The following is a 15,186-nucleotide window of genomic DNA, read 5'->3' as shown; positions in this document are numbered from 1 at the left end:
AGACGATGAGGTTGATAGGTTCGGTGTGGAAGTGCAGTAATGCATGGAGCTGACGAATACTAATCGGTCGAGGACTTATCCACATTGCCTTTATGCTGACTTCATTATCTAGTTTTGAAAGAACAATATGGCGGTGTAGCTCAGCTGGCTAGAGCGCTCGGTTCATACCCGAAAGGTCGGGGGTTCGACTCCCTCCGCCGCTACCATTACAATTACAAGGCCCGTTGGTGAAGCGGTTTAACACAGCAGCCTTTCACGCTGTCATACAGGGGTTCGAATCCCCTACGGGTCACCATTTATTTGGAGGATTAGCTCAGCTGGGAGAGCATCTGCCTTACAAGCAGAGGGTCGGCGGTTCGATCCCGTCATCCTCCACCATTTTTATTTTCCCATTATCGCGGGGTGGAGCAGCTCGGTAGCTCGTCGGGCTCATAACCCGAAGGTCGCAGGTTCAAATCCTGTCCCCGCAACCAAAGTATGGAGCTGTGGTGAAGTTGGAGTTCACGCCGGTCTGTCACACCGGAGGTCGCGGGTTCGAGTCCCGTCAGCTCCGCCATTTTTAATTGAATAGGCTGTTGGTTATATTAAAAATGCCGGTGTAGCTCAATTGGTAGAGCACCTGACTTGTAATCAGGGGGTTGTGGGTTCAAGTCCTATCGCCGGCACCATTTTTATTGGGGTATAGCCAAGCGGTAAGGCAACGGACTTTGACTCCGTCATTCTCAGGTTCAAATCCTGATACCCCAGCCATTATATGAGCCATTAGCTCAGTTGGTAGAGCATCTGACTTTTAATCAGAGGGTCGAAGGTTCGAGTCCTTCATGGCTCACCACTTTTTTTATTTAGCGGTCATTATTGGTTTGAAAGACGAACTAGGTTGAGATTAAAGTGGTATATAGGTAACAAAAGCTTTAAGCAAATCATACAAAACATGTGCGGACGTAGCTCAATTGGTAGAGCGTCGCCTTGCCAAGGCGAAGGTCGCGGGTTCGAGACCCGTCGTCCGCTCCATATATTATGTGCCCTTAGCTCAGCTGGATAGAGCGTTTGACTACGAATCAAAAGGTCGGGAGTTCGAATCTCTCAGGGCACGCCATTACGCGGGTGTAGTTCAATGGTAGAACTCCAGCCTTCCAAGCTGGTCGCGTGGGTTCGATTCCCATCACCCGCTCCATAGCAAAAAGTCTTGTGAAGCAAGGCTTTTTTTATTTTTCGAGATACTTAGCGTATCATCTTAATTGTTGCCAGAAGTGGGGACGGAAATTTTTTCAATAAAGTGAGTCGAGCTGTTATGATTCACGTATAGGGTTTACTGGCATGGTTGGATGCAGAAAAATTATATCTTTATGTGAATAAATATTAAACCCTGTTATTGGGTATCTTCTTCATAAGTAGAACACGTGAGAACGCCTGTCTCGTTTGAGAGGGGCGTTCTTTTATACCAAAATCTAAAACAGAGCAAGACTTTGACAAATGAATTGGTGCTTCATAAATCTTGTAAAACAAAACTCTTGGAAGTATATTTTTCATGGCCTGTACCGTCAGCCTCTATTTTTTAAGGGCAATTCATTTTTAGCTCTTTCAGAAATAATTAAAGTTCATCTCCAAATTTTTTAACCAATCATTTGAAATGAGGAATAACGAATTCACCAATTCCTACATATTGTGGTATATGACATATAGGGAGGTGTGTTTTTTTGTTTAACGACAATCACGATGATTTACAAGGGATATTAAATAAAATTAATGAGCCTGATTTGCTTGACTTTATGAAACGGGATCCAATTAGTAATAACAAGTTCCTTGCACGTAGAAAACGGTCTTCCTCCTCAACGTCCTCCTCAACTTCTTCCTCAACTTCTTCCTCCTCATTTTCTTCTTGCTCAGACTTTACTACTCGTTGCCCAATTACAGGGATAACAGGTCCAACAGGTTCAACGGGAGCGACAGGAGTCACGGGGGCAACAGGAACAACGGGAGCCACAGGAGCACCAGGAACACCAGGAACACCAGGAACACCAGGAACACCAGGAGCACCAGGAGCACCAGGAGCAACGGGAGCAACGGGAGCAACGGGAGCACCAGGAACACCAGGAACACCAGGAGCACCAGGAGCACCAGGAGCAACGGGAACACCAGGAGCACCAGGAGCAACAGGAGGAACAGGAGCAACGGGAGCACCAGGAACACCAGGAGCACCAGGAGCAACGGGAGGAACAGGAGCACCAGGAGCAACGGGAGCGACAGGAGCACCAGGAGCACCAGGAGCAACGGGAGGAACAGGAGCACCAGGAGCAACGGGAGCACCAGGAGCAACAGGAGCGACAGGAGCGACAGGAACCACGGGACCAGGTTTGAATAGTTTTATTAGTGTATTTAGAAGTTTCAGTGGAACAGGAACCGATACGGTAGCTGCCTTTTCTCCAATCACTTTTACAAACCTAAGTAGCAATGTTGGTGGAGCGTTTGTCTTTTCTCCTCCATCTGATACAATTTTAATTTTGCAACCAGGTATTTACCTGTTTGATCTTGTCATTCATAATCAGGGGAGTGCTTTATTTGACTTGAAAATAGGTGGGGTTAATCAAACACCAACACCTCTCGCTGGAGATGGGGGAGGTCCAATTGCTGCAAGTATAATTATAAATGTTACTACTGCTCCGACTACTGTACAACTCGTGAATGCAAATAATACGCCAGCACAGCTTCATAACAATACAAACGCTACACTTACTATTATCAAACTAACTTAAACATAATACTAAGGTTCCAGAATTATATACATCCTCGTAAGATAAACTGAAATGAAAGACGATCGTTTGTATGAGTTGTAAAGCTGAACAATCATCCTAGGATTTCTTATTGATACGTGGAAAGCTTCTTTATACTAGATGTAAACGACCAGGGGTGGAACTTGCCCGCCAGTTATGCAACCAGACAAGAGACGTAAATCCTCTTCATGTAAACTTTAGCAATGCCACATTTTCAATGGTGAGCCACCAAGCAAAATTGCAAGGTGGCTTATTTTAAGGTCTATTTCCTTCATCTAATCAGGATACATAAATATCGTTAGAACGACTGTATAAGACAATGCAGTTATAGTTTTTTATCGAAATAGAAAATAGGACTTTTCTTTGAGAATAGTTAGAGCATATAAGGCTAGAATAAAAAATTTCATGTTACATCTGGTTTATTGAAACCCTCATCCACTACCAGAAGTTCACGAACAGCCCATTTTAGCTGAATCTCATGAATGAGTTCCGCTCACAAATTCCATCCCTCGTTCCCCGAACCATATACGTCAAAAGAGGGCAAAAGCACTATCTTTTTATAACGTTTTGAAACCTTTTTTTAGGAAGTACGTCCTTTATAATAAGACTAACCAAAAGGAGGCTGCTAATTCTTTATGAATCAGACAGAACCTCGCTCCGGATGGGGTGGAGCAATTAAGGAGTGGCTTACTTCCATCATAACAGTTTTTATTGTCACATTTGCTTTGTACACGTGGCTGGGAGCACCCTATGTTGTGTATGGAGAATCCATGCAAAGCACTTTGCAAAATAATGAGAAGGTCGTTGTAAATAAGGCGGTATACCGCTTGCATGAACCACAACGAGGAGAGATTGTTGTATTCCATGCAAACCAAAAGGAAGACTACATCAAACGTGTAATCGCAATAGCGGGCGATCGGGTAGAAATGCGTAACGATCAGCTATTTATTAATGGAAAATCTGTAGAAGAACCTTATTTAGAGGAGCAAAAAAAGAAAGCTCATGCAGAAGGTAAAAAGGTAACGGAGGATTTTCCGCCAGTAACGGTTGAGGCCGGTTATATGTTTGTCATGGGAGACAATCGACAAAATAGTAAGGATAGCAGAATGATTGGTCCTGTACCGATTACACAGGTTGTTGGCAGAGCTGATTTCGTGTATTGGCCACTTTCGAATGTGAGATCACCATAAGCTGTACTTCATAAGAGACTCAGTGAAAAGTTCTATTGCAAACTACTGCATAGGACTTTTTTTCTTTTGGCGATAAAAACGGCATGTAATTGTGAATAGTATTTGCTTTATTCAAAAAATCGACCCTACATGCTAATAAAGCGCTTCCTCTATAATAGAATAGGGCATGATTATTGGTTATGATTGTAAATTACAGGTCAGTCAGGAGGATACGCTTGAATTATCGATGGCTAAAATTAACGAGCATTATGTTACCTACCATTATGATAGGCGGCTTTGAATATGCGCGACACGAGTTTTTGCTGCCTTATTTTACGATGGATGAAGGAAATGTCATCATTACGATTATGACTTTGGTTCTTTCATTTATATTTGCCACTTGGGTTTTTGGAAAAATCAAAAGAATGAGTGAGAAATTAGCAAAGGAAAAAGCCAAGCATGCAGTGTATGAGGAACGAGAACGCTTAGCCCAGGAGCTACATGATAATATTGCACAAGCGATTTTCTTTTTAAATGTAAAACTAAATCAAGAAAAGATTGAAGAAGCAAAGGCAACGATCTCTGAAATTGATAACCAGCTAAGACAAGCCATTTTTAATCTCCGTTCTCATCCAGAAGAGGGGGTATTATTAACGGATCGCTTGAGAAAGTGGCTACACGAATGGAGCCTGATCACAGGGATCGAGGTGAAACAGGAGCTTGATGGAATGGATCAATATTTTAAACCAGCGGAACAAGTCCATTTATTTAGCATTATACAGGAATCGTTCACTAATATTCGCAAACATGCAGATGCGAGCCATGCGGAGATTCAATGGCAGTTTCAGGGGACAGGCTGGTATCTACTGATTAAAGACAATGGAATGGGCTTCGATACAGAGACATTAAAACGTGAGAGATATGGTCAGACCATGATGCGAGAGAGAAGCTGGAAATTAGGAGCCAGCTTTGAGATGAGACCAGGAACGCATGGCGGGACAGAAATCTTGATAGAGTCATTTAAAGGAGAGAGCGGAAGGTGCAGAAATACAGGGTATTAGTGGTAGATGACCATTTATTGGCTCGAACAGCGATAAAAAGTATGCTAGCAGAGGATTCTTCCTTTGAAATTGTAGGGGAGGCTGAACAAGGAGAAGAGGGCGTACGTCTTTGTAGCGAGCTACAGCCGGATGTTGTATTAATGGATATTAGCATGCCGGTATGTGATGGCTTGGAGGCAACAAGACGAATTAAACAGGCTTATCCCCATATAAAAGTCGTTATTTTGAGCGTATCTGATGATGTGGCTGATCTATTTACGGCTGTGCAATTTGGGGCACAGGGCTATTTACTAAAAAATATGAATCCACATGATTGGTTGGCATATTTACGGGCGTTGCTAGAAGATAATAGTGATATCTCACGCGAATTGGCAAGCAAGCTCTTCTTCAAATTTCGGTCGGGTCCAGTCATTGATGAACCTAGCCCGAGCGTACTAACTCCAAGAGAAACTGAAATTTTAAAATATGTATCAAAGGGAGAGACGAATAAACAAATTGCTCAGCGTCTCATGATCACAGAGCATACAGTCAAAAATCATATGAAAAACCTATTGGAAAAGCTTTATTTAGAAAATCGAGTACAGCTAGCCTCCTATGCACTGCGTCATGGACTATCCTCTGAGGATTAGCAGTTCACTAGAGTAGAGTACAACCTACAAGCATCGAGGTTTCCTCTCTCAGATGAGAAGGCAGAATAATAGGAGGTTTGCTGATAAAGGAATTGAACTCGAAGACAGGAGTTAGGAAGCTTTTATCGAATTACTACTATATAAGAGAGGGTGAAAAGAGTACTAGTTCACGGTGGACAATGCCGGCGACAATATAGAGCAATGTTTCCAGATACATGTGTAATCGTTATAAAAAACCAGCGAAAGAAAGGCTGGTTTTTTCTGCATGTAATTGGCTGAATTGTCCCTGTCCGTACATTGAAAGGAGAAGATTACATGAGCTCCATTCAAATCAGTAAAATCGTCATTTTGTTAGCCATTCTGGTGCATCTTCTTGGAATTGGAGAACTATTTGGGAAAGATGTGATGCATACTAGTCAATTACTTACACTTTGTTTACTTATTTTAGCTTTTATTAGTTTAGGCAAAAAAAAGGGAAAAAGAAAACGTAAAAAGTCATCGGCGGTAAGGACTCTTCTGCATCGAGCCAAAGAGCAGCCAACTGATGCGGACCTGTCTTAAGCGGTCGGGTCATCAGTGGATTTAACACAAAGAAAAGGTGGAAAAGTTCTACATGTAACTTTTGCAGCATAAAGTAGTAAAGAATCTTGTGAAAAGATGGGGGGACACAATGGCATATCGTTCAAAACGTACGGTGAAGGAACACGTCTATGAGGATACCCTTGTATGGCAGTGTACAGCTTGTAACTGTTGGTCGCGAAAGGAATTTGTGATCGTTGAGGATCCACGTTGCCCATTGTGCAACAGCAAGATGGAAGAGGAAATGAAAAATATCAGGATTGAATAAACATGGAAGCTGGTTGCCACCTTAGCAACTGGCTTTTTGTTTGATAATCAGCATTCATTACGTACAAAGGGGAGAGTAGGATGAAGAGATTTTCGTTTGCTCTAACGTATGGGAAAAATGTCACTCATTACGATAGCCTGCACCTGATCATGTCACGAATTGGGAAGCTGCCAGCAGATACCTATATGAATTGTGCTTATTTATCTCCTCAGGGGAAAATTGGTTATCATCAGGCTACATTGCCTCAATTACTATTGGTGCTCAGTGGCGATGGATGGGTACGTACAGATACAAGCGACTATGTTTATGTACAAAGTGGAGATGCTGTCTATTGGGAATCGGGGGAATGGCATGAAACGATTACAGAGTCTGGTATGGTGTCCATTATTTTAGAAGCAACCGACTTGTTTAGGAGAATATCGATGTTAGAGTATACAGAAGAAGGAAATAGCCAGACGTAACGAGAATGATCTGAAAAGACAGAATAGTATACACGGGAGGAGAAGCTTATGTCTATGCAGTTCCAAACTAGGTTTTGCGATATCTTTGGAGTTGAAAACCCAATTATTCTTGCGGCAATGGCCGGCAATATAAATTCAGCGGAACTGGTGGCGGCAGTATCAGAGTCAGGAGGCTTGGGAACTATTGCTGGAGCATATGTTACGCCTCAAGCTCTACGACAGAGAATCCGTGAAGTGAGGTCTTTAACCAACCGTCCCTTTGCTGTAAACCTACTCTTATTTGAACAACCAGAACAGCAAGAGGTAACACCTGCCTTTAGACAATGGCTCAACCAACAGAGGGAACGATTCAATCTTCCCCCATGGAAAGGCGACTGGCCAACCCTGCATGACGAGATTACCGATTGCTTTACGGTCATTTTAGAGGAGAAGCCGGCTGTATTTAGTTGTGCGATGGGGTTGCCAGGTAAATATGGAGAAAGTGCAAAGGCAGCAGGGATGAAAGTCGTAGGCATGGCGACCACACAAGCAGAGGCCGAACGATTAGTAGGTCAGCATGTAGATGCAATCGTGGCACAAGGCGGTGAGGCTGGTGGTCACCGGGGTACGTTTGATGCAGGAGAAGATGGGCCGGGAGAATGTATTGGTACGTTACCATTAGTGGCTCAGCTTTCTGCTGCTATTCGGGAGGTGCCTATCATTGCGGCAGGGGGAATTATGAATGGCCAAAGCATAGTGGCAGCTTTAGCGCTCGGTGCCGAAGCTGTGCAACTGGGTACTCGATTTCTAGGATGCGCAGAGAGTACAGCTAACAAGGCCTATAAGGAACGATTAATTCATGCAAAAGAGACAGATACCGCTGTTACCAGAGCTTTTTCGGGCAGACCAGCGCGTGGAATTGTGAATCAATTTATGAGAGATTTTGCTAAAAGTCAGATAGGATCGCTGGCGTATCCAGTTCAGAATGAGTTAACGAAGGAAATTCGCCAAGCAGCGGGAAAAGCCTTGGATGCTGACTATCTATCGTTATGGGCTGGTCAAGGGGTAGGTATGCTTCAAAGGGAAGAAGCCGCAGCAGATATCATGCATGCTTTATTGCAAGAGGCACAACAAAGCTTTAACCGATTACAAGGCCAGATGCATGTAAAATAAAAGCTTTGAGGTGAGTCATATGGATATAAAGCTTCTGCAAACGTTCGAAGTAGCGGCATCCTGTGAGAACTTTCATCAGACGGCAGAGACGCTATATATCGCTCAACCTACCGTGACACAGCATATACGTCAGTTAGAAAAAGAGTTGGATGTTGCTTTATTTGAACGAGTAGGCAAACGGGTGAGGTTAACAGCAGCCGGAAAGAGCTTCTTGTCGCATGCAAAATTGATTTTATCTCAATGGCACACCGGTGTTGAAGAGATGGTGACGTGGAAGCAGGGATACAAGGAAATCTTGCGTATCGCAGTCTCTCCGATCATTGCTCGCACCTCGCTCCCTTCGCTTATTCATCGTTATACCAAAGAACATCCCGAGGTAGATATAACCATTAAAGTAGCGGACTCCATCGATATTGGTCTCTTGGTCCAAAGCGGACAGGCTCATTTGGGATTATCTCGAATGATTCCTAGCGAAGGCCAACTTTCTGCTTATTTGATGCAGACAGATCCGATCGTATTTGCTGTACCGCATTACGGTGGAGACATGGATGCTCCCTTACCTGATTGGGAGCAGGAGTTAATTACCAAGAGGTTGTTAACGCATAATCACCCCGTTTATTGGGAGCCTCTCTTAACATCGCTTAGACAACGTGGATTTGCTATTCGCACGATGGGGGTGACGCATGTGGATGTGACCAAACGCTTTATCGAAGAAGGGCTGGGGATTTCTTTCTTACCACGTTCCGCCATTTTACGTGAATTATTTGAGAATCGCTTTATGGAATTGCCAACCCCAGGCTTGGAACTGCCTAAAGTAGCCTCTTATGTTATTTTACCAAACAATAATTTGATCACATCGGGGCAACGATTCGTTGATATTCTAGCGACATTATATGCTCCTTTACCAAAAGTGACCTAAGCTTTAGGAAAGCTGGGTTAACGATTAAAAATATCAAGAACCATTAGAAGCCCCCACATAGCACCCAGAAAAAGCGTGATACCAATAAAGATGTAGGCAATGTAGCGAAGAGGAGCTTGTTTTTCTTTTGCTGGCATATTGGAATCTTCCTTTCTAATTATTAGGAAAGCGAATTGTAGGGAATAGAAGTAATTCTGATTAGTTTGCCATACAGGTACAAGCTTCATACAGGCATCATGTTTAGAAAAAAAATCCAAAAAGGTCCCTAATTACTAATGCGTCAATTCGATATAAAATGAAGCGCATATAACCGTTTGAATGAGCGGACATTAATTACGTTTTGTAATCAATCAATCATTTACTATCTATTTCTACTTTTCAGAATATATTGGTATACTGTAATGAAAAGAAAGGAGTGGAAGTGGATGGAAAAAATGTTGGCGATTGGGCTTGAAGGAATAGTTGTTGCAGAAACTGATTTAAGTCTAGTCGACGGGCAAAACGGATTATTGGTTTATCGGGGGCATTGGGCTCAAGATCTAGCCATTTCTCATACATTTGAAGAAGTCGCTTACTTGCTATGGTTTGGCGCATTGCCTACAGAAGAACAATTATCCTGTTTCCAGACTGCATTAGCTCAGCAAAGAGATTTACCTAAAGAGGTAAAAGAAGTCATAGATGCGATTCCCCATGATCGAGACATGATGACGGTTTTACGGACAGCGGTCTCTGCTTTGGGGGGGGCTGAGCAAAGCTGGCCTCCAACTTTAGAGCAATCTATTGCTATTACAGCTAAAATGCCGACGATCATTGCCTATCGGGAAGCTCGAAAAACTGGCAGGGAACCGCTAGAGCCTCGGATGGAGCTAAGTCACACGGCAAACTACCTGTATATGTTAAAGGGTGTAGTAGCTAGTAACGCGCATGTCAGAGCATTGGATGCGTATTTAGTATTGACTCAGGAGCATGGGATGAACGCTTCTACTTTTGCTGGACGGGTAGTAACTTCCACTCAATCGGATATTTATTCTGCACTGACAGCAGCCATAGGCGCTTTAAAAGGTCCCTTACATGGGGCAGCTCCATCTGAAGTTACAGAGATGATTAATGCGATTGGCAGTAAAGATCAGGCAGAGGGCTGGATTCGGGCACGGTTAGAGAGCGGTCAACGCTTAATGGGCTTTGGACACCGTGTATATAAAACCATTGATCCACGTGCTACAGCACTGCGTGTGGTAGCGGCAGAATTGGCGGAAGATGACCCATGGTTTGATTTAGCTACCCATGTGGAACAAGTAGGAACAAACTTATTGGCCGAGTATAAGCCAAAACGCAAACTGCATACCAATGTAGAGTTTTTTGCTGCTGCGGTTATGAGAGCAGTTGGTTTGAACGAAGAGTTGTTTACACCTACCTTTGCTGTTAGTCGCACAGTCGGCTGGTGTGCACACATTTTAGATCAAGCAGGACGTAATCGAATTATCCGTCCGGAATCAGAATATACAGGGAATATGCCGAAATCGTAATCGTAATCGTTTGTCCTACAAACGGGAGATATGTAAAGTTCCTGAGAAAATTCTACATGTAAGTGATACGAATAAGGAATTGATCTAACGAGAAAAAAGCTTTCCAGCAAATAGGGTATTATACCTATTGAGGAGAAAAGCTTTTTTCTTTTTTATTTCCTTCTGATTGGATAAGGCAAATGATAAGTAGATGTAGCAAAAATGTAAAAGATACCAGAAGTGTAATTTGAATTTATTTTCTAGTCTATTAAGCAAACAAGCGCCGATAAAATAAGCTAAGGCATAATGTAGTGCTTTTCCATGTGGTATTCATTATGATAAGGAGTTTACGAATAATATCTACTTGGCTATGGGGGATCTGTAAGTCTTCTGTCACAAAAATATCTATTTTTATCTAGATATAATTGTTATAATTTACCTAAAAATTAAAATAATGGAGTTTTTATGGGCGTTAATCTGCTGTTTAAAAATGTGGAGTGGATCATCGTATTGTTTCGTTGGGTTCTGCTCATTATGTTATATGCTACCACAGATACGACAGATATTTACTTATCTATCCCGGTGTATGTATTGCTCGTGCTACAAACGTTACTAAGTATAGTAACACTGTACCGCATCATACTTGTCAGGCAAGTGTTAGTAATAGCTGAGTTTTTCTTTCTTTTATATTGGGAAGTCTTTCAGCAAATGTGGGGAATTTCTGATTTGTGGTTTACTTATACGTCTTTAGTACTATTGAGCTTGCGCTTATCTTTACGTTATATGCTAGGTATCCTTTTTCTAGGCTTTGGAAGCGCCATTCTCTTTGTACTCTGTGGGGGACTACCTAGCACCGATATTTCTCATTTACGTGCAGAGGGACTTTTAGGTACGCATTTCGTTACTACTACGATTTTGTGTGGATTCATTCACATTGTTCGTAAAAAATGTAAAGCTTACTTTAAGCACTGGTTGGCGTTTATGTCCTATATTAAGCTGCTACGTAAAAATAAAGAGTCCACTGACTTATGCCGTGTAGGCGAACGTTTTTTACAGCGGCTCTTTCCTAAGAAAAGAGTGTTTGTTTTCTGGTTTAATCAAGTAAGAGGACAAAGGGACTGGCAAAGAGAGTTTTATCAGCTTGCCTTATTGGAAAGCAATTGGCAGGAATTAAAACAGCATAAAACGATTGCGGTACGTAACTTCACGGGCCAGCCAGAGGATGTGCTGTATTTTCCATTAGGTCAAAAAAGAAAACAACAAGGGGCTATTCTAATTATTGGACAGAGTGCAGAACTTTTGTCCATGGTTAATCTGCTTTTTTTACATAGCTTTGCAATCGTGACATCCAGCCATTTACACCATATTAAGGAAACCGAAGAATTGGTATTCCGTACGGACGCAGAGACTCGCAGGCAAATGGCGGAGGATATGCACGATAGCTTAGCACAACAATTATTTTTTCTATCTGCTCAGCTATATTATGTAAAACAAATGCTTTCTCCTGTGATGAATCAGGAAATGTCGGCCACCATTGATCGGATGGAAGAACAGATGAAGGAATGTCATCTAAAAGTACGCGGGTACATCCAGCATTTACGATTTAATCGAGAAGCGGAGCCTCTCTTAGATGCAATTCGTGACATGAGCGAACGTATCTTAAAAGGTACAGGGGTCAAGCTCGATTATGTGACAAAAGGAATTGTGCTGGAGGAGAGCTTAGCGGTAGAAGAAGCGATTTATCGTGTAGTAGAAGAAGCATTGTACAACATGCTAAAACATTCTAAAGCAGATCAAGTGGAAATATATTTAGAAGCCACCTCTGTACAATGGACGCTACAGATAAAGGACAATGGAATTGGGTTTTCTACGGATAGCGTAAAAGCTTCAAACGGATCATTTGGAATCTCTAATATGCGAGAACGTATGAAACGCGTAGGTGGTACGATTACAATTCGGTCCGCGGAGCTACAAGGTACGGAAATCACGGCGTTTATCCCTAGAGGAGGAATTAGTATTGGAGAAAATAAAGGTGCTTCTTGCTGACGATCATAGGATTGTTCGCGAAGGAGTCAAGATGATTCTACAGATGGCAGGTAAATTCGAACTAATAGGGGAAGCGGCTGATGGGGATGAATTGTACGGTAAAGCATTGGAGGTAAAACCGGACTTAATTATTTCAGACCTTAAAATGCCGGGGCAAAACGTGATCAGAAGTGGGAAGCTTTTGAAAGAACAGCTTCCAGCTATTAAGATTTTAATTTTGACCGCCTTCGATGATAGTGAGGATATCTTTCAAGCTCTTGATGGCGGAATTGATGGTTATATCATGAAAGATACGATGCCTGAACAGATTTTGCATACCATCGACATGATTTTGATGGGGTATTCCTGCTTTCAGCCTAAATTAGAACGGAAAAAGTCTACACAAACGACACAGCTTCAATTAACAGAACGGGAAAGAGAGATATTTGAGCTTATTGTTGATAATTTGAGTAATCATGAGATCGCTGAGAAACTATACATATCCGAGGCGACTGTAAAAACTCATGTAAGCAGTATCCTACGAAAAATGGGACAACCAAATCGGTCTCAGGCGGTGTTGTACGCATTAAAGCAGGGACTAGTCAAAATGAAATAAAAAGTTGGTTGGATAAAGGTAGGAATAGGAGAGGAGTTTCACAAAATGAAGTTTGAACAAGAGAAGCTGGCTAAACAGATGATGCGATATGCAGTTTATCTAGCTTCGTTGTTTTTAACCTTCACCCTATTGGCACATAGTTTTGAGCAGAAGGATATCTGGATTTCCTCTTTTCTTAGCTGGTTATTTTACCTCTGTGTATGCTTGGGTGTTTATCTTTTGTATTGCATATATGAACAGTCTTATACGTATTCAGACTGGATGGTTTCGTTTTGTATATTATTTTTATTTTTGTTTGTATTGCTCACTCCGCCTCTTTCCACTATTAAAATGGGTTGCTTAGTTCTGGCCTACCCTTTATTACTCAGCATGACGAGACAAAGAAAGGTCATGCATACGGGAAGTATCGTCTATAGTGTAGTCGTAATCATTTCCCTTTCTTGGCAAGCCTATATAGGTCGAATAGAAAATGCGGTTCCTACCATTTTATCCGTAATCGTATTTGCGATTGTTGGGTATGTCCTTTCTCTATTGTGGATGCGTTTATTTGCCTTGCAGGAGAATAGAATGAGAGAGGAGCAGGAGCGCCAGCATTTAGCAACTTTATATCGGATGCTATACGCTTTTGTGCCGACAGTAGAGCGGAAATCCCAAACCTCCAGCAGACAAATTGAGCAGATGCGTTACCTGTTGAAAAAAACGATTTCTCTGCTGAAGAAGCCTGTTGATGTACAGGACTGGGAGTTACAGTGCCTGTCGCTCATACACTTTGTCAGTAAAATAAAATGGCCTGACTATTTATTTGAGAAGAAAGAAAAGCTGACCGCGTATGAGTATGAAATGGTACAGAAGCATTGCTTGATAGCCAAGGAGCTACTTGACGGTCTACCACAGTATCAACAAATCATCGAAACGATGCGCTATCATCACGAGAGGTATGATGGCAACGGTTATCCCAACCAATGGAAGGGTGACGAAATTCCTTTCCTTTCTCAGGTTGTTGGGGCTGTTGAAACGTATTTGGCTATGATAGAACCAAGACCTTACCGAAATGCCTTTAGTCCGGAAGAAGCGCTTAAAGAGCTACAATTATTAAAAGATCAATCGTTTCGGGCTGATATCATTGATGCATTACGACAAGCAGTAGAAGGTCAAGAGCTAGATGGAGTAGCTCATGGGTATTATTCCTCTATTTTTTCAAGCCATACGAATGTAGAAACCGATATGTAAACAACCCCGGGACCTTGTTGCCCGGACTTTTTTTGTTTTGCAAACAAGTGAAAAAATGCACATAGTATGAGCTTTTCCTCATCCGTAAGGTGTAGACAAAGATCATCCTGATTATCTGCTTAAAGTACCTCTCACAGTGGAAGAAAAGATTCTGGGCTTTTCTTACAATAAGAGCAAGAAAAGTAAAGCGAGGAAGGCTGACGCTTTAACGAGGGGATTTTTGTTTAGCCTGAATGCCGATCCTCCTGATCCCTTTTTGTCTCTATATTTTGAATGGAGGAAGTACCGTCATGTTAAAAGGAAAAGGAATCAAGATTATATCCATCCTCTTTGTATTGGCCTCCTCCGTAGCTGTGAGTTTAAGCTTTGCCGGGATTGATGTAAAAAATCAATTAAGCATCTGGTACCACCAGAAGATGATGGAATCGGGTGACACTATTGAAGCAACTACTGACTCTTATAAAAAGAATAGTGACAACAAAGTAAAGAAAGAAGCTAGTGTCACAACTGATAAAACCCTTTTCTTGCTAGATCAAGAAATGATTCAGATATCCAAAACAGGAGAAAAAGCAATTGATGAGTACGTAGATCGTCAGAAAACACGGCTGAATCATAAGCAAAACATATTAGAGCAGCAGGAATTGCCCAAGGACTTCAGACAATTTGTCCAAAAATCCAATGAAAACATCAATGAAGAACTAAATAAAGAAACAATTGAATTCCTTCATAAATTTACTTCAAAACAACAGGTGTTTGACAAATAGAAGGGCATTGTTTCCGTACATTCCCTTTTAAAAAAAA

General features: G+C 42.0%; 14 protein-coding genes, 11 tRNA genes and 1 rRNA gene. All 26 read left to right on the top strand.

What is annotated here, in order from left to right:
* Nucleotides 1–83, top strand: a 23S ribosomal RNA gene (locus O0550_RS20915); the annotation flags it as partial.
* Between the two features lie 46 nt (nt 84–129).
* Nucleotides 130–206: transfer RNA gene (locus O0550_RS20910), tRNA-Met, on the top strand.
* A 12-nt stretch (nt 207–218) separates the two neighbouring features.
* Nucleotides 219–295 (top strand) — tRNA-Glu (locus O0550_RS20905).
* A 7-nt stretch (nt 296–302) separates the two neighbouring features.
* Nucleotides 303–378: transfer RNA gene (locus tag O0550_RS20900), tRNA-Val, on the top strand.
* Nucleotides 379–396: 18 nt separating this feature from the next.
* A tRNA-Met gene (locus O0550_RS20895) sits at nt 397–473 on the top strand.
* Nucleotides 474–479: 6 nt separating this feature from the next.
* Nucleotides 480–556 (top strand) — tRNA-Asp (locus O0550_RS20890).
* A 36-nt stretch (nt 557–592) separates the two neighbouring features.
* Nucleotides 593–668, top strand: a tRNA-Thr gene (locus O0550_RS20885).
* Nucleotides 669–675: 7 nt separating this feature from the next.
* A tRNA-Gln gene (locus O0550_RS20880) sits at nt 676–750 on the top strand.
* Between the two features lie 6 nt (nt 751–756).
* A tRNA-Lys gene (locus tag O0550_RS20875) sits at nt 757–832 on the top strand.
* 103 nt (nt 833–935) lie between these two features.
* A tRNA-Gly gene (locus tag O0550_RS20870) sits at nt 936–1,011 on the top strand.
* An 8-nt stretch (nt 1,012–1,019) separates the two neighbouring features.
* Nucleotides 1,020–1,096: transfer RNA gene (locus tag O0550_RS20865), tRNA-Arg, on the top strand.
* A gap of 4 nt (nt 1,097–1,100) precedes the next feature.
* Nucleotides 1,101–1,174, top strand: a tRNA-Gly gene (locus tag O0550_RS20860).
* A 523-nt stretch (nt 1,175–1,697) separates the two neighbouring features.
* Complete coding sequence (locus tag O0550_RS20855) at nt 1,698–2,753, top strand: hypothetical protein (protein ID WP_258427182.1); 1,056 nt, start codon at nt 1,698–1,700, stop codon at nt 2,751–2,753.
* 653 nt (nt 2,754–3,406) lie between these two features.
* A complete protein-coding gene (gene lepB / locus O0550_RS20850; protein WP_258427181.1) occupies nt 3,407–3,961 on the top strand; it encodes a signal peptidase I in 555 nt (184 codons plus the stop codon).
* A 215-nt stretch (nt 3,962–4,176) separates the two neighbouring features.
* Nucleotides 4,177–5,001 (top strand): sensor histidine kinase, encoded by an 825-nt coding sequence (locus tag O0550_RS20845; RefSeq protein ID WP_022586341.1) that lies wholly within the window; start codon nt 4,177–4,179, stop codon nt 4,999–5,001.
* Nucleotides 4,980–5,630 carry a response regulator gene (locus tag O0550_RS20840; RefSeq protein ID WP_003333590.1) on the top strand — a complete coding sequence of 217 codons (651 nt, stop codon included), beginning with the start codon at nt 4,980–4,982 and terminating at the stop codon, nt 5,628–5,630. Before O0550_RS20845 ends, O0550_RS20840 begins: the two co-directional genes overlap by 22 nt.
* Before the next feature lie 315 nt (nt 5,631–5,945).
* Nucleotides 5,946–6,191: a hypothetical protein gene (locus O0550_RS20835; RefSeq protein ID WP_003344882.1), complete on the top strand. Its 246-nt coding sequence runs from the start codon at nt 5,946–5,948 to the stop codon at nt 6,189–6,191.
* A gap of 109 nt (nt 6,192–6,300) precedes the next feature.
* On the top strand, nt 6,301–6,477 hold the full coding sequence (locus tag O0550_RS20830; protein WP_003333588.1) for a cold-inducible protein YdjO-related protein: 177 nt from the start codon (nt 6,301–6,303) through the stop codon (nt 6,475–6,477).
* An 80-nt stretch (nt 6,478–6,557) separates the two neighbouring features.
* Nucleotides 6,558–6,938 (top strand): cupin domain-containing protein, encoded by a 381-nt coding sequence (locus tag O0550_RS20825; RefSeq protein ID WP_003344880.1) that lies wholly within the window; start codon nt 6,558–6,560, stop codon nt 6,936–6,938.
* A 48-nt stretch (nt 6,939–6,986) separates the two neighbouring features.
* On the top strand, nt 6,987–8,090 hold the full coding sequence (locus tag O0550_RS20820; RefSeq protein WP_181749539.1) for an NAD(P)H-dependent flavin oxidoreductase: 1,104 nt from the start codon (nt 6,987–6,989) through the stop codon (nt 8,088–8,090).
* Nucleotides 8,091–8,109: 19 nt separating this feature from the next.
* Nucleotides 8,110–9,009 (top strand): LysR family transcriptional regulator, encoded by a 900-nt coding sequence (locus O0550_RS20815; RefSeq protein ID WP_258427180.1) that lies wholly within the window; start codon nt 8,110–8,112, stop codon nt 9,007–9,009.
* Nucleotides 9,010–9,434: 425 nt separating this feature from the next.
* Nucleotides 9,435–10,535: a citrate synthase/methylcitrate synthase gene (locus O0550_RS20810; RefSeq protein WP_276565079.1), complete on the top strand. Its 1,101-nt coding sequence runs from the start codon at nt 9,435–9,437 to the stop codon at nt 10,533–10,535.
* 444 nt (nt 10,536–10,979) lie between these two features.
* A complete protein-coding gene (locus tag O0550_RS20805; RefSeq protein WP_096888168.1) occupies nt 10,980–12,560 on the top strand; it encodes a sensor histidine kinase in 1,581 nt (526 codons plus the stop codon).
* Nucleotides 12,532–13,155 (top strand): response regulator, encoded by a 624-nt coding sequence (locus tag O0550_RS20800; protein WP_041751910.1) that lies wholly within the window; start codon nt 12,532–12,534, stop codon nt 13,153–13,155. The genes O0550_RS20805 and O0550_RS20800 overlap by 29 nt, the downstream gene beginning before the upstream one ends.
* Before the next feature lie 45 nt (nt 13,156–13,200).
* Nucleotides 13,201–14,385: an HD-GYP domain-containing protein gene (locus O0550_RS20795; RefSeq protein WP_101667287.1), complete on the top strand. Its 1,185-nt coding sequence runs from the start codon at nt 13,201–13,203 to the stop codon at nt 14,383–14,385.
* 290 nt (nt 14,386–14,675) lie between these two features.
* The gene (locus O0550_RS20790) at nt 14,676–15,149 is read left to right on the top strand and encodes a hypothetical protein (protein ID WP_003333577.1); all 474 of its coding nucleotides are present in this window, start codon (nt 14,676–14,678) and stop codon (nt 15,147–15,149) included.
* Nucleotides 15,150–15,186 lie beyond the last annotated feature (37 nt).

The sequence above is a fragment of the Brevibacillus halotolerans genome, from assembly GCF_026891775.1.
Taxonomy (GTDB): domain Bacteria; phylum Bacillota; class Bacilli; order Brevibacillales; family Brevibacillaceae; genus Brevibacillus_B; species Brevibacillus_B halotolerans.
Note: the sequence above shows the minus strand (reverse complement) of the source record. Positions and strands in the feature narration are given on the sequence as shown.

Coding starts and splice junctions, on each gene's coding strand:
- lepB (WP_258427181.1), top strand. CDS start 3,407: ATGAATCAGACAGAACCTCGCTCCGGATGGGGTGGAGCAATTAAGGAG.
- O0550_RS20835 (WP_003344882.1), top strand. CDS start 5,946: ATGAGCTCCATTCAAATCAGTAAAATCGTCATTTTGTTAGCCATTCTG.
- O0550_RS20830 (WP_003333588.1), top strand. CDS start 6,301: ATGGCATATCGTTCAAAACGTACGGTGAAGGAACACGTCTATGAGGAT.
- O0550_RS20825 (WP_003344880.1), top strand. CDS start 6,558: ATGAAGAGATTTTCGTTTGCTCTAACGTATGGGAAAAATGTCACTCAT.
- O0550_RS20820 (WP_181749539.1), top strand. CDS start 6,987: ATGTCTATGCAGTTCCAAACTAGGTTTTGCGATATCTTTGGAGTTGAA.
- O0550_RS20815 (WP_258427180.1), top strand. CDS start 8,110: ATGGATATAAAGCTTCTGCAAACGTTCGAAGTAGCGGCATCCTGTGAG.
- O0550_RS20810 (WP_276565079.1), top strand. CDS start 9,435: ATGGAAAAAATGTTGGCGATTGGGCTTGAAGGAATAGTTGTTGCAGAA.
- O0550_RS20805 (WP_096888168.1), top strand. CDS start 10,980: ATGGGCGTTAATCTGCTGTTTAAAAATGTGGAGTGGATCATCGTATTG.
- O0550_RS20795 (WP_101667287.1), top strand. CDS start 13,201: ATGAAGTTTGAACAAGAGAAGCTGGCTAAACAGATGATGCGATATGCA.
- O0550_RS20790 (WP_003333577.1), top strand. CDS start 14,676: ATGTTAAAAGGAAAAGGAATCAAGATTATATCCATCCTCTTTGTATTG.